The organism is Micromonospora sp. NPDC005174 (assembly GCF_040608495.1).
Classification (GTDB): domain Bacteria; phylum Actinomycetota; class Actinomycetes; order Mycobacteriales; family Micromonosporaceae; genus Micromonospora.
Window position 1 is genome coordinate 15,579 of sequence record NZ_JBEXIJ010000012.1, and the last position, 17,352, is coordinate 32,930.

At 67.0% G+C, this 17,352-nt stretch carries 16 protein-coding genes; 8 read left to right on the forward strand and 8 right to left on the reverse strand.

Annotated elements, in window-relative coordinates; all coding sequences use genetic code 11:
• Position 1: 1 nt before the first annotated feature.
• Positions 2-1,936 (reverse strand): Na+/H+ antiporter NhaA, encoded by a 1,935-nt coding sequence (nhaA, locus tag ABZU91_RS15565; RefSeq protein ID WP_355239895.1) that lies wholly within the window; start codon positions 1,934-1,936, stop codon positions 2-4.
• Positions 1,937-2,094: 158 nt separating this feature from the next.
• Between nhaA and ABZU91_RS15570 the strand changes: the two genes are divergently transcribed.
• From ABZU91_RS15570 to ABZU91_RS15590, 5 genes are all read left to right on the forward strand, one after another.
• On the forward strand, positions 2,095-2,493 hold the full coding sequence (locus ABZU91_RS15570; protein ID WP_355239898.1) for a YbaB/EbfC family DNA-binding protein: 399 nt from the start codon (positions 2,095-2,097) through the stop codon (positions 2,491-2,493).
• Positions 2,480-2,800, forward strand: a complete 321-nt coding sequence (locus ABZU91_RS15575; protein ID WP_355239901.1) for a type VII secretion target — start codon at positions 2,480-2,482, stop codon at positions 2,798-2,800. Before ABZU91_RS15570 ends, ABZU91_RS15575 begins: the two co-directional genes overlap by 14 nt.
• Positions 2,797-3,990 carry a WXG100 family type VII secretion target gene (locus tag ABZU91_RS15580; RefSeq protein ID WP_355239904.1) on the forward strand — a complete coding sequence of 398 codons (1,194 nt, stop codon included), beginning with the start codon at positions 2,797-2,799 and terminating at the stop codon, positions 3,988-3,990. Before ABZU91_RS15575 ends, ABZU91_RS15580 begins: the two co-directional genes overlap by 4 nt.
• Positions 3,987-4,310 (forward strand): hypothetical protein, encoded by a 324-nt coding sequence (locus ABZU91_RS15585; protein ID WP_355239907.1) that lies wholly within the window; start codon positions 3,987-3,989, stop codon positions 4,308-4,310. Before ABZU91_RS15580 ends, ABZU91_RS15585 begins: the two co-directional genes overlap by 4 nt.
• A 176-nt stretch (positions 4,311-4,486) precedes the next feature.
• Positions 4,487-4,744, forward strand: coding sequence for a hypothetical protein (locus tag ABZU91_RS15590; RefSeq protein WP_355239910.1), 258 nt, complete (start codon positions 4,487-4,489; stop codon positions 4,742-4,744).
• Positions 4,745-4,789: 45 nt separating this feature from the next.
• Here the strand turns inward: ABZU91_RS15590 and ABZU91_RS15595 are convergent, their stop codons facing one another.
• Positions 4,790-5,041 (reverse strand): hypothetical protein, encoded by a 252-nt coding sequence (locus ABZU91_RS15595; RefSeq protein WP_355239913.1) that lies wholly within the window; start codon positions 5,039-5,041, stop codon positions 4,790-4,792.
• Entirely contained in the window at positions 5,038-5,319 is a 282-nt protein-coding gene (locus ABZU91_RS15600) for a DivIVA domain-containing protein (RefSeq protein ID WP_355239916.1), read from the reverse strand. Before ABZU91_RS15600 ends, ABZU91_RS15595 begins: the two co-directional genes overlap by 4 nt.
• Positions 5,320-5,550: 231 nt before the next feature.
• On the opposite strand from ABZU91_RS15600, the gene ABZU91_RS15605 reads away from it, so the two are divergent.
• Together ABZU91_RS15605 and ABZU91_RS15610 are read left to right on the forward strand one after the other, a co-directional pair.
• Positions 5,551-6,438, forward strand: a complete 888-nt coding sequence (locus ABZU91_RS15605) for a helix-turn-helix transcriptional regulator (protein WP_355240289.1) — start codon at positions 5,551-5,553, stop codon at positions 6,436-6,438.
• On the forward strand, positions 6,431-6,634 hold the full coding sequence (locus ABZU91_RS15610) for a DUF397 domain-containing protein (protein ID WP_355239919.1): 204 nt from the start codon (positions 6,431-6,433) through the stop codon (positions 6,632-6,634). Before ABZU91_RS15605 ends, ABZU91_RS15610 begins: the two co-directional genes overlap by 8 nt.
• A gap of 298 nt (positions 6,635-6,932) precedes the next feature.
• On the opposite strand, the gene ABZU91_RS15615 is transcribed toward ABZU91_RS15610, so the two are convergent.
• A complete protein-coding gene (locus tag ABZU91_RS15615) occupies positions 6,933-8,819 on the reverse strand; it encodes a DUF262 domain-containing protein (RefSeq protein ID WP_355239922.1) in 1,887 nt (628 codons plus the stop codon).
• An 89-nt stretch (positions 8,820-8,908) separates the two neighbouring features.
• Here ABZU91_RS15615 and ABZU91_RS15620 point away from each other — a divergent pair, with 89 nt between their 5' ends.
• Positions 8,909-9,049 (forward strand): hypothetical protein, encoded by a 141-nt coding sequence (locus tag ABZU91_RS15620; RefSeq protein WP_355239925.1) that lies wholly within the window; start codon positions 8,909-8,911, stop codon positions 9,047-9,049.
• A 414-nt stretch (positions 9,050-9,463) separates the two neighbouring features.
• On the opposite strand, the gene ABZU91_RS15625 is transcribed toward ABZU91_RS15620, so the two are convergent.
• The 4 genes from ABZU91_RS15625 to ABZU91_RS15640 are packed head-to-tail and all read right to left on the reverse strand — an operon-like array spanning position 9,464 to position 17,335.
• Positions 9,464-11,023: a serine/threonine-protein kinase gene (locus ABZU91_RS15625; protein WP_355239928.1), complete on the reverse strand. Its 1,560-nt coding sequence runs from the start codon at positions 11,021-11,023 to the stop codon at positions 9,464-9,466.
• 21 nt (positions 11,024-11,044) lie between these two features.
• Complete coding sequence (locus tag ABZU91_RS15630) at positions 11,045-14,161, reverse strand: DEAD/DEAH box helicase family protein (RefSeq protein ID WP_355239931.1); 3,117 nt, start codon at positions 14,159-14,161, stop codon at positions 11,045-11,047.
• Entirely contained in the window at positions 14,158-15,372 is a 1,215-nt protein-coding gene (locus ABZU91_RS15635) for a restriction endonuclease subunit S (RefSeq protein ID WP_355239933.1), read from the reverse strand. The genes ABZU91_RS15630 and ABZU91_RS15635 overlap by 4 nt, the downstream gene beginning before the upstream one ends.
• The gene (locus tag ABZU91_RS15640; RefSeq protein WP_355239936.1) at positions 15,365-17,335 is read right to left on the reverse strand and encodes a class I SAM-dependent DNA methyltransferase; all 1,971 of its coding nucleotides are present in this window, start codon (positions 17,333-17,335) and stop codon (positions 15,365-15,367) included. The genes ABZU91_RS15635 and ABZU91_RS15640 overlap by 8 nt, the downstream gene beginning before the upstream one ends.
• Positions 17,336-17,352: the final 17 nt, after the last annotated feature.

The following is a 17,352-nucleotide window of genomic DNA, read 5'->3' on the forward strand; positions in this document are numbered from 1 at the left end:
ATCAGTTCGCCGAGGCGTCCCCGCGCTCGCCTGCATCGCGAGGGTGGTACTCGGGTTGCAGCCGCGCGCTCGTGAACGCCGACTTCACCGCCGCCTTGAGCGCGGCGACGTCGTACGCCCCGTGGTGGCGCTGGCCGTTGACGAAGAAAGTCGGGGTGCCGGTGACGCCGCTGAGGTCGGCCGACTCGACGTCCTCGGCGATCCGGTCGACGCCCATGCGCTTGACCATGTGCTCCCGGAACGGATCGAGCTCCAGACCGAGCTGTTCGGCGTAGCGCAGCACGTCGGCGGGGTTGAGCGCGTCCTGGTGGGCGAGCAGCAGGTCGTGCATCTCCCAGAACGCGCCCTGCTCGCCCGCCGCCTCGGCGGCCTCGGCGGCGAGCTGCGCGTGCGGGTGGACGTCGGTGAGCGGCAGGTGCCGCCAGACGTACCGGACGTTGGCGAAGTCGGCCAGCAGCTCCCGGACCACCGGCTCGGCCTGCCCGCAGTAGGGGCACTCGAAGTCGCCGTACTCCACGACCGTCACCGGCGCGTCGATCGACCCGCGCATGTGGTCGCGCTCCGCATCGACCGGGAGTTTCAGGTCGACGATCCCCATGGCCATGCCGAGCAGCGCCCGCGCACGCCGGGTCGGCGAGAGTCGGGCGACGATGCGGAACAGCAGCCAGGTGAGGACGGACGCGCCCACCGTCGCGACGAGGATGCCGAGCTTCGCCTCGTCCAACGCCGGGCCGTGCAGGGCGTGGTTGGCGATCAGGAGCGCGACGGTGAACCCGACGCCGGAGACCGTGCCGACCCCCAGGACGGCGACCCAGCCGACCGGCGGCCGGAACCGGCCACCACTGAGCCGGGCCACCAGCCACGAGGTGGTCACGATGCCGACCGGCTTGCCGACGAGGTACGCCGCCACCACGCCGAGCGTGACCGGCGAGGTCACGGCCCTGCGCAGCAGCTCGCCGTCGATCACGATCCCGGCGTTCGCCAGCGCGAACAGCGGCACGACCACATAGCTCGCCCACGGGTGGTACAGGCTCTGCAGACGCTCGTTCGGTGACAGCGCGGCGGTGAGCCCGGCCTGTGCCATCCGGGCGAGCTGCGGTGTGGGCTGCTCGCGGAAGAGGCGGAACTGGTCGCTCGCCCACTGCAGGTCCTTGCGGCCCGGGTCGTACGCGTAGGTGAGCAGCCCCATCAGCAGGCCCACCACGACCGGGTCGATGCCGGACTCCGACACCGCGAGCCACGCCGCCACCCCGAGCAGCGTGTAGAACCAGCCGTGCCGGATCTTCCGGACCCGCAGGAGCAGCACGACGGCGAAGATCCCGGCCGCGACGAGCAGCGCCGTCGGCGAGGAGTGCGACGGGTACGCGACAGCCAGCACCGCGATCGCCACCAGGTCGTCGACGACCGCGACCGTCAGCAGGAAGGCACGCAGCCGGTCCGAGAAGCGCGGCCCGAAGACGGCCAGCGCGCCGAGCGCCAGGGCCGTGTCCGTGGCCATCACCGCGCCCCAGCCCACCGCTGTGGGACGCCCGGCGTTGATCGCCAGGTAGATCCCGATCGGCAGCAGCATGCCGCCGAACCCGGCCAGCATCGGCAATGCCAACCGACGCCGCTCGCGCAGCTCGCCGATGTCGAACTCGCGGCGCAGCTCCAGGCCGGCGACCAGGAAGAAGAACGTCATGAGGCCGCTGTTGACCCAGGTACGCAGATCGTGCGCGACGGGCCAGTCGCCGAGCCGGACCGACAGGGTGGTACGCCACACCGACTCGTACGACGACGGGTGCAGGTTGGCCCAGATCAGGGCCGCCACGGCGGCGACCAGCACCACCCGCGCGCCACCGGTCTCGGTGCGCAGGAACGCACGCAGCGGAGCGTTGATCCGCCCCTGCCAGGCCGTCCGGGCGGACCACCCCCGGAGCGGATTGTTGCTCGTCACGGAGGCAATCTTCCTCGGCCTGACCGTCTCTCGGCGTGGATTCGCGATCGTCTCTCCTGACCGACCCAGCCCCGGGCATGCACGGAAAGCGACTGGTTGGTAACGTGTCGGTGATCTCGCTGGCGGTGGCCGGCGGTGGTCCCCTGGGGAGGGTCAGCATGTGGGCGGACGACGCTGCGCTCGACGCGGCGGGGCGCCGGCTCGACGAGTGGGAGTCGTCGCTCGCCGAACGGGCGGAACGGGCGAAGACGCTGTCGACGCGGATGCAGGAGTTGACCGGCACCGCCCACACCCCCGATCGGACGGTCCTGGTCACCGTCGACTCGGCTGGCCTGCTGGTCGACCTGTGGCTCGACGAGCGCACCCGGCAGCAACCCGCGGCACGCACCGCCCAGCAGGTCGTGGACACCACAAGAGCCGCGCGCACCGACCTGCTGCGGCAGGTCGCCGAAGTGACAGCGGAGTCCCTCGGCGACGACGCGGGCGCCCGGGCCATCATCGACTCCTACCGCGATCGGCTGAGCCACGATCAGGGGCCGAGCGATGCCCGGCGGTGACGGCATCCAGGTCGACCCGGACGACCTGACCGCCCACGCCGCACGCCTCGATCGCTGTGCCAGCAGCCTCGACAACGCCCAGCAGGCAGGCCAGCACGTCCGGTTGAGCACCGAGGCCTACGGGCAGCTCTGCGCGCTGATGCCGACACTGCTCGACGGCCTCCAGCGGACCCTGGTCGACGGCATCGGTGCCGCCGCCGCGTCGGTACGGGACACCGCCGGAAAGCTGCAAACCAGCGCGGACAGCTACCGACACACCGACGCCCACGCCAAGCGCCTGCTCGACGGGGTGCGACCGCAGCCGTGACGTCCAACCCGCTCGTCGCCGCCGCAGCGGACACCCCGCCCAGCGCCTGGGCGGGTGTATGGATCTGCGAGGACATCGAACTCATCGCCCAAGGCGTCCGCAGCGGCAGTTGGATCGACGGCAGCCTCGGTGTGGTGAGCGCCGGCCTCGACGCCCTCGCCTTCGTCTCCGACCCGGTCGGCGCCCTGCTCCAATATGGGATCGCCTGGCTCATCGAGCACGTCAAGCCGCTCAGTGAGGCGCTCGACTGGCTCGCCGGCGACCCGGCGCAGATCACCGCACACGCCCAGACCTGGCGCAACGTCGCCGTCTCACTCCGCGAGGACGCCGCCGAGCTGACCCGCGCCGTCCGCGACGACGTCGCCGGCTGGGGCGGCAGCGCCGGCCCCGCCTACCGCGCCTGGGCCGCCGAACAACACCAGGCCATCACCGGTCTCGCCCAGGGCGCCGACACCATGGCCGCGATCACCGAAGGCGCCGCCGGCCTGGTGGCCGCCGTCCGACTCCTGGTCCGCGACGCCATCGCCACCTGCGTGTCCCGCCTCATCACGTACGCGGGTGAACTCCTCATCACCGGCGGACTGGCAACACCGCTGGTCGTGGAGCAGGTCACCACGCTGGTCGCGTCGTGGGGGGCGCGGATCGCGCGGTTGCTCCGCGCACTGCTGGCCAGCCTGCGGCGGCTGATCCCGGAGGTGCGCCGCCTCGGCGACCTCATCGACAAGCTCAAGCAGTCGCTCGGGCGACTGCAGAAGACAGAGTCGCCACCGAGTCGGAACACGCCCGAACCTGAGCCGCCCCGCGAGCCGCCAAAGCCTGCGGTGACGGAGCAGCAGCGGATACACGATCTCGGCATGGATCCGGCGACCGGGAAGTTTCGTCCGGGCGAGGCGGAGACAGCGGTCCGGCTAGAGCAGGAGATGGGCGTCGTACTCCACCGCGCTCCCCCGGCCTCTTCTGCCGACTGGGTGGACGAGTCCGGACGGACCTACGATGCGGTGGGCAACTTCCCGCCGCAGTTCTTTGACCGTCAGTGGCCCCAGCTGCAGTATCAGATCGAACGGCACTTGGACAAAGCCGACCTGGTGCCGGTGGACGTGTCGAAGTTCAATCCGGAACAGGTTGCCCGGATCGAACAGTTCATCACGGATCGAAACCTCGGTCCGCGAGTATTCATCGTGGGGAAATGATGGCTGGCCTTATCGTGCTGAAACCCGGCGTCGACTGGACTTCATCGGGGGGGCTGTTTGAATGGACGCTGGAGTTTTCGATTGCCCGTCTTTCCGACAGGGAGACCGCTGACCGCTTGCAGGAGATCGTCGACAACAACCTCGGGTCGTTGTGGGTCGACGACCTGCCCCCGGCAGCACAGCTGGAGATCGTCAGCCACTGGCGGAACGACCTGGTGACGACCGGCGAACGGCAACTGCCGGAGACCGAGCACAAGATCGACGTCATCCGCCATCTTCAGGAGCTCGTGGACGCAACCTACTCAGCCGGGTACCCCTGACGCCATCGTCGACCCGGTCGCCGGTCGATCCGGATCCGGCACTCTCCCGCGCCACCCGTTCGGCCCGTACTACGGAGACCGCCCCAACGGATAGCCTTACTTTCACCAACTTCAATGTCCTGGTCTCGGCTCGACGTGGAGCGCGTGCACCGTGGACGGTGACGGAAGGAGACTCCATGCGCGGACGCAGATGGGCGACGCTGGCGGTGGCGGCGACGCTCGCACTCGGTGGACTGGTCGGAGCCGGCGCGGCCCCGGCAGCAGCCGACCCGCAGGGCGGCACGCTCCGCGGCGTCTACTCCGATGGCCAGTTCTGCAACAGCTACGGCAGCGAGGGTGCCCGCACCGGCCAGTGGAGCTGGTACTACTGCGAGTACCGCCAGTACGGTCCCAACGCACCCGGGTTCTACTTCCTCTGGACCTTCACGTACTAACTGTCGGTTCCGCCGCCGGCCCCGCTCGGCCGGCGGCGGCTCCCCTCACCGGCGCAAGCGGCGGGAGCAGCCGCCGTCGTGGCCGTCGCGCAGGGGGCAGCGTCGGCCGCCGGGCAGCCTCAGGTCGCAGAAGACCCGGTGACGCAGGAACTGCTGGTCCTCCTCGGAGACGGTGGTCTCCCCCGGGTCCACCATCGGCAGCACCAGCATCCAGCGGCCGATGACCCGGGCCAGACGTTGCGCAGCGGGCAGGTCGGCGGCCACGACGGGCAGGTGGATGACGTACCGCTGGCTCATCGGGGCTGGTCCTGCGTGGCCGGCCGGCGGTCCAGCTCGCCCTTGAGCCGGGCGGTCTCGCGGCGGCTCTGGGCGAGGGCCGCGTAGACGGCGGCCATGTCGACGGCGACCCGGTCGAGGAAGGCGTACACGTCGTCGGGGTCCAGACCGCGACGTCCGAGCAAGGCAGGCGCGAACCGGCGCTCACGCACCTGCCACGGCAACAAACTGGTGTACGCGCCGGAGCGATCGGCGTCACCACCGCTCGCCGCCCCCGGTCGCTCGTTCTTGGCGTTCATGTCTGCCTGCCTTCCTGACGCGGAGGGGCGAGGGAGTTCGGGGAAGCGCGGCGACCGTTCGGGGGGACCGGACGGCCGCCGCGCTGTGATCAGCCTGCGACAGTCCGGAGCAGGAAAGCAACGTTCCAAAGCGTAATTTCGCCGTTGTGCATTGACTTTCTTTGCTGCAACCCGTAGGAGTTGCAGGAGCAGGTCACGCAGTGTTGCGCCATGGAACCAGGGAGTGTGCGAGTGCCCGACGACATTGGATCGACCGTGCCGCGCCGGCAGCTCGGTCGGCTGCTGCGCCAGTTCCGCAACGAGGCCGGGGTGACACTCGACGCCGCAGCCGAAGCGCTCGAATACAGCCGGCAGAAGATCTGGCGTCTTGAGTGCGGCCAAGGCTCGGTGCGGGTGCTCGACGTCAAGGCGATGTGCGAGCTGTACGGGGTATCGCCCGAGATGACCGAGGCGATGCGCGGACTGGCCGCCGAGACGAAGTCGAAGGGCTGGTGGCACGCGTACGGCGATGCGGTGCCGAACTGGTTCGAGCTGTACGTCGGCCTGGAATCCGCCGCAGCTCACCTTCGCCGCTACGACGAGTCGCTCATCCCTGGGATCCTTCAGACCAAGGAGTACGCTCGCGCGCTCTACCGCCTCGGCGGAATGCTGAACGAGGAGGAACGCGAGCGGGCGGTACAGGTCCGACTCCAACGGCAGGCATTGCTCGTTCGACGGTTGCCGGCAGCTCCCAGACTGGAGGCGGTGCTCTCCGAGGCGGTACTTCGGCGTGGCGTCGGCGGTTCATCGGTCATCACCGAGCAGCTCGCTCATCTCACCAAGCTGTCCGAGCTACCGAACGTCATCGTCAGGGTGCTGCCACTGGAAGCAGGCCCTCAGCCCGGCGCGGTTGCGGGATCCTTCGTGATCCTCGACTTCCCGACGACCAAGGGGGGCCGTGCCGCGCCGGAGCCGTCCGTGGTTTACAGCGAGTCGTTGACCGGGGCGCTGTACCTCGACAAGCCCGACGAGTTGGCGGCCTATCAGCGCGTCTGGCGAGGGCTGGATGCGCTGGCCCTCGGCGAGGCAGAATCGACTGACATGATCAAGCGGATCGCTGGGGAGATGCGGCATGACTGACCTGACCGGCGCCGTCTGGCGCAAGAGCACCCGCAGCGGCGACAACGGCGGCGACTGCGTCGAGGTCGCCACTAACATCCCTGGTGTCGTCGCCGTCCGCGACTCCAAGGACCAGGCCGCACCGGCTCTCATCTTCCACTCAACCGCTTGGTATGCCTTTATCGGCGCCGCCCGCAATAACACGCTGAGCCACTGAAGCCGAAGGCCTGTTGCGCAGGCAGAGCAAGTCCGGTGAGCTGGTACCCGAAGGTCCTCCCGGCTGACACGGACGTACGGCATTGGCCGTGAGGCGGGCCGGGATGACGATGTCGATCCTGCGGACCGGTGCGTCCGTCGTCGCCAGGATGCCGAGGGGACAGGAACAAAAGACCTGCACCTGGACGAAGGCATCCCGACGCTGGGGACCCATCACCGTAGGGCAAGGTGGAATTTAAGGCCTGGCGACCGGTCGAGCTGATGCGCCCGACAAGGAGTTAGCCAGAGCAGCAGTAGGACTAGCGGTCGTCCTGATCGGCGTCGCCTGCGTCCTGTGGATCGTCGTCCTCCTCGGCGAAAGCTTCGGGCGCCTCAACGCCCCCGGTCAACTGTCCCGCATCAACGTCCCGCTGCGCCTGCTTGCCCATGGCTTTCTCCACCAGCTCGAGCAGAGCCCGCCGACGCGCGAGGAAGAACGCATCGAAGTCGGCGGCCCGCAGTGCCTTGGTGTCGATCAGGTGGGCACCGATGATCGTGTCAAGCTCATCGGAGCTGACGGCGGCGGCGCTTTCGAGCTTCGGCACATAGGTTGCAGGCGAGGCTCCGCCGATGAAGCGGTTGGTCTTTCCCGCCAGCGGTGTCTTGTTGACGATGCTCTCCCTTAGGTTGCGTGAGATTTCGTTGTCATCGCACCACTTCTTCGGGAAGACATGGTGGATGTCAACGTCGAGAGCGACATACTGCGTGTGGTCGAACGTCTGGTGGTATCTCCAGTCCTTGGCGCCCCCGGCCATCAGGAGAGCGTGCAAGCCCTTGTACGCCGCAGACTGCCGCGTCCGCAGCGACAGGAGCCGGGACTCAGCGAAGGTCGCTCCCGACACAGTGCCCGGTTGCTGGACCCCAGTGTCCGACGACGTTACAGCCCGCGCCCACGCCGGAACCTGGTCCACGTCGCGTGCAAAGCGTGTCTCTGTAGCGCCTCCGTAGAGCTCGCCGAGAATGCCGCACCAGAACCACTGTCGCAGGCGGCTTCGGACACCGTGGATGGTCGCAGCCTCTCCAAGGATCACGCGGATCACCGCTAGAGGCACGAGTTGGGTCGGGTAGGGAATGTCGCGCGCACGGTGAATGTGTTCGTCTCGGAGGAACTGCGCAACCCACACGAGCGCCTCCCGCACCTGTTCAGCCCAGGCCAGGTATTGGCTGAGCTCAAGTCGCAGGACGTCCTCCTTCCGAGCGGAGGTGAACGACGCCCCATGCGCGGTGACGAGCAGGGTGACCGCTTGGAGGAAATCAGTGTTGCGGATGCCCTTCAAGACAGGATGGTCGGCAATGAGTTGCTCAGTGAGGTGCCAGTCGTCCTTCAAGCGGAAGTCGTCCCCGTGCTGCGCGAAGTAAGCGGCGTCGCCAGCGAAGGTCGCGGTCAGCAGCTCGAAGACGTTGAGGGGAAGCCCTCCGGTGTTGACCTTTTCGAAGACCGTGGCGACCGCTCCCTTGGTCGTCGATTTGTCCAATTCGATAGCAGGAATCTCGTAGCTCTGCATCGGTGTGAGAACCTCGCCCTGGAAGCGCTGGATGAGCGCTCGTCGCACCCTCGCATCACCCGCTTCTCCGGGGAAGTTCCACAACCAATCGAGTTGACCGGGCGAGTCGTAGATTAGGCGGAAGGGGAAGTAGCCGTGTTCGCGCTCCTTTTCCGGTGTGGACACATCGAGGCGGATATCCTTGCCGAAGTTGGTCCGCTCGATCCCGTCGCCTGGCAGGATCACCACCGCCTCGTCCCGACGAGCCGGGTCCTTCAAGGCTCGCTCAATGTCGATGTAAAAGCGCCGCTGAACCTGCTTCTTCCGGGCGTCCTCCGTGTCGACCACGCCTGAGCCGGTCAGTGACTGGTAGAGCGACGTCAGGCGTTGCTGCCCGTCAAGAAGTAGCAGGTCTGGATCTGCCTTACTAGACATCGGGGGAGTTCCCTCGATCGCCTTTGGCTTGAACCGCACCTGGTCGTTGCCGGTTTGAAGCAGCATCAGCACACCAAGGGGGTGACCCAAGGTCACCGTGACGAGCAGGGACCTGATCCGCTCCTCGTCCCACTTGTACCCGCGCTGAAAGTCAGGTAGCTGGATGCTGCCGCTACCGGCCTGTTCCAGAAGCTTGGACAACTTGTACTGCGGCGTCTGGAACCCCACGATGCTCCCCGGGACTATCGGCTGACAGTCCGGTCAGGCTACCGACACAACCTCCGGCCCACCGCCCGCTCGACGGTCAGGTATGCGACATGACGGTCACCAAGATGCACACCTCCGTGGACATGACGCGCCTGTACCACCGGCCCGTGTACGTCACCGGAGACGAAGTTGGCGACACCGCCAGCGCCCTCCGCGAGGGTCGCCTCGACCTGCGACCGCCGAGCTCTTAGCTCACCGCCGAAACTCACATAGCGGTGCGACTCCCGGTCGAGCAGTTCGGCGAGGCAGCTGCAGCTCGGAGACGGTTGGCAACTCACTCTGACGCTGGATCACCTGGCAGCCGCGATGACAAAGGCAGGCCACTTCGAGGAGGCCGGGCAGCACTGGCGGGAGGCCCAGGCCCTGCTGACCGGTTGCGACGATGCTCGTGCTGCCGCGCTTCCGAGGGCATCGGGGCGTCGCTTCCGAGTCGCAGGGGAGTGAGAGCCGTGCGCTACGGGCTGTCGGGGCTGCGTCGCCCGATGGGGGCGCAGGGCACTGACGCGTTCTGCCCAGAGACACTTCTTTCCGTGCTGGCTGGGCGAATTACCTCGGGCGAGGGTTCGAGACGCACGGCAGGAAGACGCCCGACGCTGCGGTCTCTGCTAGAGGTCGGGTCCACGCCGGATCTGGGCGATCCGCCTGTCCAAAGTCCGGACGTGGGCGGAGCCCAACCCGTACTCGGCGACGAGGGCCGGCCGAAGTGCCACGAGGTGCCGAAGGCCCTCGCTGGTGCGCCCTACCGCGGGCAGCATCATGCCGAGGCGGTAGGTGGCGTCCCGGTGCAGGGGGTCGTACGGCTCGGCGAGGGCGAGGAAGTCGGTGAGCTGCTTGACGGCCTCGTCGATGTTGCCGATCTCGGCGTGACTGACGCCCGAGTAGTAGTGGAGAACGGTCAGTTCGTCCCCACCGTCGACCTTGGGGAGGATCTCGTCGAGGACGGCTGCCACCCGACTGAACTCGTCGGCGAACCACAGCGTCGATGCCAGAGCCACCTGCATCTCCAGCTTCAGCGCCGGCTCGGCGGCGGCCCGGCCCACCGCCTCGTCCAGCAGGTCGATCGCCTGCTGGAACTGCGAATCCTGGACCAGCTCGCCAACCTGCTGCTGGATCTCGATCGCCTCGTCAACGCTCAGCGGCGCTGCGGTGGTCGACGTCGGTTTCGGGGCGGGGGCGGCTCCCCGCTGGCGTGGCGCGGGCGCGAGGGGGCGGAGGAAGGGACGACGCGGGTCACGGTTGCCGCCCGGTCCGGCGGGACCGGGCTGGGCGGCGATCGGGAGCAGCGTCTCGTAGACGTCCTCCGCCGAGGGGCGGTCCGCGGGCCGCTTCGCCAGCATTCGCGCGACCAGGTTGTCGAGGTCGGACGGCACGTCGGCGCGCAGTGCCCGCGCCGTCGGCGCCGGGGTGTTGACGTGGTGGTCCTGGTACGAGCGGCCAGTCGTCTCCACGAACGGCACCCGCCCGGTGAGGGCCTCGTACAGGACGCACCCCAGCGCATAGACGTCGCTTGCCGGCCCAACGGGGTTGCCCAGGGCCTGTTCCGGCGGCATGTAGGGCGGACTGCCGACGGTCAGACCGACCTGGGTCAGTCGCGGGAGGGCGCTCGCACCGCGCAGGATGGCCACCCCGAAGTCGAGGACCTTGACCACTCCCCCGTCGCTGACCATGAGGTTCGTGGGCTTGATGTCGCGGTGGACGACGTCGACCCGGTGCACGTCGACGAGGGTGGCCGCCACCTGGGCGGCGATGGCGACTGCCCAGGTGATCGGCCACGGGTCCGCGGCGTAGGTCCGGGAGGCGATGAGCTCCGCGAGCGTCTGCCCGTACACGAGCTGCATCACCAGGTAGATGCGGCCGCTCGACTCCTCGATCCCGAAGTCGTACACCGCGGGGATGCCGGCGAGTTCGAGGCGGGCGGTCGTGCGGATCTCTCGCAGGAACCGCTCCCGGTCCGCCGCCACCGCCTCGTTGAACGCCGCGCTCTCCGCACTGCCGAAGGTCACCGCCGGGCCGGGCCCGTTCCGCATCAGCTTGATCGCCACGCGGCGGTCAAGATGCCGGTCGTAGCCGCTCCAGACGACACCCATGCCGCCGGTGCCGATCGGCGCGTCGACGCGGTACCGGTCCGCGAAGACCCACTCCTCAGCCGGTGTCACGTCGCTCACCGCGCGCGTTCCCCCGAATCGTCACTCGCCTCTGGTCGCTGTCGCACTCTTCTCGTTCGCCCCGGAGACCTGACTGCGGAGCTTGCGCAGGGCTTCGGCGCGAGACGGGCTCAGGATCAGCCCGTACGCCCGACGCCGGGCCTCCGCCTTGACGGCGGCCTGGAACTCCGGGTTGTCGAAGTACCGGCCGACGAAGGTTGTGTTGCGATCATGGTTCCGAGCCACAATGTTGTCCAGCTCTGGGTCGGCCACCTGACCGAACCGTTCGATGTCGTTGTTGAGCGCGACCTGTTGCATCTTCTCGTCCTCAGCCAGTGAGATGATCTGCTGCACGAGCAGGATCTGGTCGGACGAGCTGAGGTCGTAGCCGAAGCGCTCGTTCAGCTCCTCGATCACCTCGCTGAGCGGCTTCTCCTCGACCTGCCGGGAGGCGCCGCCGTCCGGCGAGAAGCCGGGGATGAGGTGCGCGCCGGACGGTTGCAGCGACAGGTCCTCCTCAGCGCGCTTGCGGATGCGCAGGTGACTCAGCGTCGCCGCACCGATGTCGACGCCCGCGCCCGGCTCGCTGGGTAGCCGTCGGAGCAGGAAACGGCCGTACAGGTAGAGCCGTTCGAGGTCCTCGTCGCCGTACCCGACGACCTGGGCCAGGAAGCCGTACGCCCGGACGTAGTCGCTCACCGACGAGCGGAACTCCTCGGCGCGGTCCCGGTCGTCCTTGGCCAGGTGGTCGAACCGGTCAACCGCCGGCTCAAGGAACCGGTAGAGCGCGGCGTGCGCCTTCTCCAGTTGCCCGGCGGTCATCGAGGGCTGATCGGCGGCGAGCAGGGCTCGGGCGAAGGCGTCCATCTCCGACTCGACGAGCAGTTGAAAGTCCATCACCTCGCGCTGCTTGTCGTAGAGCAGGTTCGGGTCGGTCGGCTCGGTGATGGTGGTCTCGAAATACGGCTTGAACCACTTCTGGATGTCTTCGGCCTTGTTGGCGAAGTCGAGCACGAAGACGTCGTCCTGCGTCTTGTCCGGGTGGATGCGGTTCAGGCGGGAGAGGGTCTGGACTGCTGCGACGCTGGCGAGCGGCTTGTCGACGTACATCGCGGCGAGCAGCGGCTGGTCGAAGCCCGTCTGGTATTTCTCGGCGACGACCAGTATCCGGTATTCGGTCTGGTTGCGGGCCGTGGCGTGAGGATCGCCGACCTTCGTGTACGCGAACGCGTCCGGCAGGGCCGCCTCGGAGAACCCGTTGAGCTTCGACTCGGAGTAGTCGATGCCGTCGAGGGTGAGCGTGCCGGAGAACGCCACGATCGGGGCGCAGTCTGTGACACCACGCTTGTCGAGATACTTGCGCATCGCCTGGTAGAGCCGCAGCGCGTGCTCACGGGAGCGGGTCACCACCATCGCCTTGGCCCGCTCGCCGATGCGCTCGCTGACCTCGGTGCGGAAGTGGTCGATGATGATCTGCGCCCGTTGGTCCTGCGACTCGGGGTGCAGCTCTGCCGCCCGTACCAGCTTGGCCTTGGCCTTTTTCGGGTCGACCTCGGGGTCGGCGGCCTCCACGGCCTCGACCGCCGCGCTGGCCAGCCGCCACCGCGCTTCGTACGTGATGTAGTTGCGCAGCACGTCGAGGATGAAGCCCTCCTCGATGGCCTGGCGCATCGAGTAGACGTGGAACGGCTCCATCTGGCCGGTTCCGGGGTTGCGGGTGCCGAACAGCTCCAGCGTCTTCTGCTTCGGCGTGGCGGTGAAGGCGAAGTAGGACAGGTTGGCGTGTTTACCCCGTGCCAGGGCGGAGGCGGTCAGCAGGTCGCCGTCGGCGTCGATGTCGTCCGAGCCGAGCCGACCGAGCGCCTTCTTCAACGCGTTCGCCGACTCCCCCGACTGCGACGAGTGCGCCTCGTCGATGATGACCGCGTACCGGCGCTGGCCCAGCTTGGCGACCTTGTCCAGCACGAACGGGAACTTCTGCAAGGTCGTGATGATGACGCGGGCGGCCGAGCCGGTGAGGGCGTCGGCGAGCTGCTGGGAGTCCTCGTCGATTTTCTTGACCACTCCGGCCACGTGGTCGAACTGGTAGATCGTGTCCTGCAACTGCCGGTCCAGCACCACCCGGTCGGTGATGACGATGGCCTTCTCGAAGACCGGTTGGTTGTCCGCGTCGTGCAGGGTGGACAGCCGGTGCGCCAGCCAGGCGATGGTGTTCGACTTACCCGAACCGGCCGAATGCTCGACCAGGTAGTTGTGACCCGCACCGTGGTCCGAGGCGTGCTCGACCATCCGCCGCACCGCGTGCCACTGGTGGTAGCGCGGGAAAATCAGCGGGCTAGCGTGGGGGGCCGCCTTGCCCTTCCTCGGCACCTCGACGTGCACGAACCGCTGCAGCAGTTCGAGGAAGTTGTCCCCCTGCCACACCTGCCGCCACAGGTAGGAGGTCTGGTAGCCGTCGCCGGGCGCGGGCGGGTTTCCCGCACCCCCGGACACCCCCGGTCCGTTCGAGCCCACGTTGAAGGGCAAAAACCGGGTCTGCTCCCCGGCAAGCCGCGTCGTCAGGAAGACCAGGTGCGGGTCAACGGCGAAGTGCACGAGGGTACGCCGCGCGAAGATCAGCTCCTTGGCGTCGCGATCCGTGCGGTACTGGCGCTTCGCGTCCTCGACGTCCTGCCCGGTCAGCGTGTTCTTCAACTCCGCCGTGGCGACCGGGATGCCGTTGACGAACAGGCCCAGGTCCAGCTCGTCGGCCGTCTTCGCCGAGTAGCGCAACTGCCGGACCACGGTGAGCCGGTTCGCCTGGTACTCGTCGAGCGCGCCGACCGCAAGAGTGTGACCGGGCCGGAAGTAGCAGAGCTGAATCGTGACGCCTCGGTCCTTCACCCCGCTGCGGAGCACGTCGAGCGCGCCCCGCTTGTCGATCTCGACCGCGACACGCTTCGCGAACTCCCGCTGCGCGGTGACCAGGTCGCCGTAGGCGGTGATGAGCCGGTCGAACTCCTTCTTCTGGGTCGCCCCGATGAAGGTATCCAGCTCGCCGGTGTCAAGGCCAAGGTCGGGGCGGTAGCCGTTGGACAGCCCTCGGTGCCAGCCGTTCGCGAGGAGTTCGGCCTCGATCGTCGCCTCGAACGCCTGCTCCTTGTAGACATGAGCGCTCACGACAGGTCCGCTCCCCTCCCGGTCGTCACATCGAACTGCCCAGTGACCGCCGCCGTGATCAGTGCCTGCTTCCGCTCTGCCAACAGGTGGCGCTGCCGCTGCACCGCTGACACCACTTCGCCGATGGCTGCCAGGGCCTCGTCCACTTCGGCCACAACGGCCTGTTGCCTGCGGACAGGCGGAAGCGGAACGCGCAGGTCACGAATCTTGCTACTGCTTGTCGATGCAAGATTCGTCGTCTTACTTCCGGTGCTCTCGAAGTGCACGCGCGCGGGCACTGTTCGAGTCAAGAGGGCCAGGTAATGAGCGTCGAGTAAACGTTTGTTCACTCTAACCGCGAAAACATGGTTCTGATGTAGGCATCCGTCGATTTGGCCTTCCCAGACTGTTCCACGCCCCAACTTGTCGAGATCACCCCCTTCAGTCATGAGAACATCACCCGTCTGCAAGCTGGAACCAGCAGCCAGGCGCCTAGGCACCACGATCTCGGCGACTTCGTTGAGATCGACGTATCCGGCTTGGACATTCGCCACCCGCAAATACGGCCGAGTCACGTCGTCGCTTCCCGACGCACGAGAGGCATCAACGGTGACGCCTGTCTGAATCGTAGCCAGATATCCGAGCCTCACGCCGGGAACGTCCGAGCCAAGCTTGAAAGCCGATGTCACACGGGCCACCGAGAGCTCGCGCAGGAGCTCCAAATGCCGCGAGCGCGCCACGCCGAGCGCCTCAATGCGTGCGGTTTCGGCGTCGAGAAAGTCGGCGATTCGCTGCTGTTCTCGAAGCGGAGGAACCGGCAATCGCACATCGGCAAACGCGTCCATGTCGATGCTCTGGCCCTGGCGTATGCCCTGGGTGATGTTCGCCAACTTCGAGATCAGCAGTTGAGACCTGAAGTAGTACTTGTAGTACCGAGGTTCGAGGCCGTCGAGACAACGAAGGACATGATAGGCGGGACTGACAATCCCCCTCACTTCGGAGTGGGAAATCCCGTGTTGGAAGGACCGAAGTCCGATTACGAAGTCGTCGGGCTCGACGAGCTTGTAGTTTGAGACGTTCGAGTCAGGGTTCCATACGGAAAAGTCGAGGTCTTCGCGCAGGGAAACGCCGGTCTTCGTAGCAGACGCAAGCGGGGCGCCGACGCCGCGCACGTCAATCCGTCGCATCACATGCCGCGCACGACGGGAATCCCATTTAAAGGTGTCACGCATCTCCGCCGGTCACCTCGCTCAGCAACGCTTGAATCTGAGATTCCAGCTCCCGAAGTTCGGCGTCGATCTCGGCCAACGGTCGTGGTGGCTTGTAGACGTAGAAGTGGCGGGTGAACGGAATCTCGTACCCGATCTTCGTCTTGTTTTCGTCGATCCACGCTTCTGGGACGTGCGGGCGGACCTCGCGGTCGAAGTACTCGTGGATGTCTTCGGCGAGCGGCACATTCTCGAAGTCTCGCAGGTCCGCGTCCGGGACGACCTCGCCCTTGATCTTCTGCACTTCCCCGTCCGGCTCACTGATGGAGACGCTGTCCATGATGGCCTTCGCGGGAGCACCGGTCGGCCACAGCGCACCGCCGGCGACCGCCGCCGCAAGGAGCGCGTCCTTGGCTTCGGCCTTCGTGCGCCACACCGTGCCGAGCAGTGGCTTGAACGCGCCGATCAGCTCGTCGCGGTGCGAGTACCGGGAAAGGGGTTTGCTCTCCGCGAGCGCGGCGAGCGTCTCCTCGGTGATCTCGAAGCGGAGCTTCAGTGGCCGTTCCACGGTGATCCGCTGGTAGCCGAAGTCGGTGGTCTGGAAGACCTTGACCTTGCCGTGGTCCGGGTGCGACTCGCCCGACGCGATGGTGAGGGCCTGACCGTAGAGCCGGGTGATGTGGGTGACCTGGTCCTCGGAGATCATCTTGCGCTTGTCACCGAGGCTCTTGCGCATCTTGACCCACTGGTCCCGGGCGTCGAGCAGGATCACCTTGCGTTTGAGGTTCTCCGCCTTCCGGTTGGACAGGATCCAGAAGTAAGTGGAGATGCCGGTGTTGTAGAAGAGCTGGTCGGGCAGGCCGACGATGCCTTCGAGCAGATCGTTCTCCAGGATCCAGCGGCGGATGTTCGACTCGCCGGACTCGGCCGCGCCGGTGAACAGCGGCGAGCCGTTTAAGACGATGGCAATGCGGGATCCGCCCTTCTCCGGCGGCTCCATCTTGGAGATCATGTGCTGGAGGAAGAGGAACGAGCCGTCGTTGATGCGCGGCAGGCCGGCCCCGAACCGGCCGGCGTGCCCAAGCGTGGCCTCGGCGTCGACCTCGTCCTTGACCTTCTTCCACTCCACCCCGAAGGGCGGGTTGGCCAGGAGGTAGTCGAACCGTTGGCCCTCGTGGCCGTCGTCGCTGAACGAGTTGCCCAGGTGGATGTTCGACGGATCCTGGCCCTTGAGCATCATGTCCGAGCGGCAGATGGCGTACGACTCGGCGTTCAGCTCCTGGCCGAAGAGGCGCACCGCCGCCCTCGGGTTGAGCGACGAGATGATCTCCTCCGCCGCCGAGAGCATTCCGCCCGTGCCGCAGGCCGGGTCCAGCACGTTGATCACCGGGGCGCCGGTGAGGTGCCCGCTGTCCGGGCCGATGAGCAGGTTCACCATCAGCTTGATGACCTCGCGTGGCGTGAAGTGCTCACCGGCGGTCTCGTTCGAAATTTCGGAGAAGCGCCGAATCAGCTCCTCGAAGACGTAACCCATCTGGTGGTTGTCGACGCGCTCCGGGCTGAGGTTGATGTCCCGGAACTTCTGCACGACCGGATAGAGCAGCTTGGCCGAATGCAGGCGGGCGATCTGGGTATGGAAGTCGTACTTGTCGACGATCTCGCGGGCGTTCGGCGAGAAGCCGTTGATGTAGTCCCTGAGATTCTTCGCTACGTCCGGGGCGGACGCGCCGATCGTGTCGAAACTCTGCTTGGACGTGTTGTAGAACGGCAGACCGGCCGCGAGCCGAAGCAACTGGTCCTTGTTGGTGAGCGTCAGCGATGAATCGCGGTCCCACACCGCCTTGCGGGTCGGCGCCATGACACAGTCCAAACGGCGCAGCACGGTCAGCGGAAGGATCACCTTGCCGTACTCCGACTGCTTGTAGTCACCGCGCAGCAGGTCGGCGACTGACCAGATAAAGCTGGCCAGGCTCTGGTGGGTGCTCACGTCAACAGCTCGCTTTC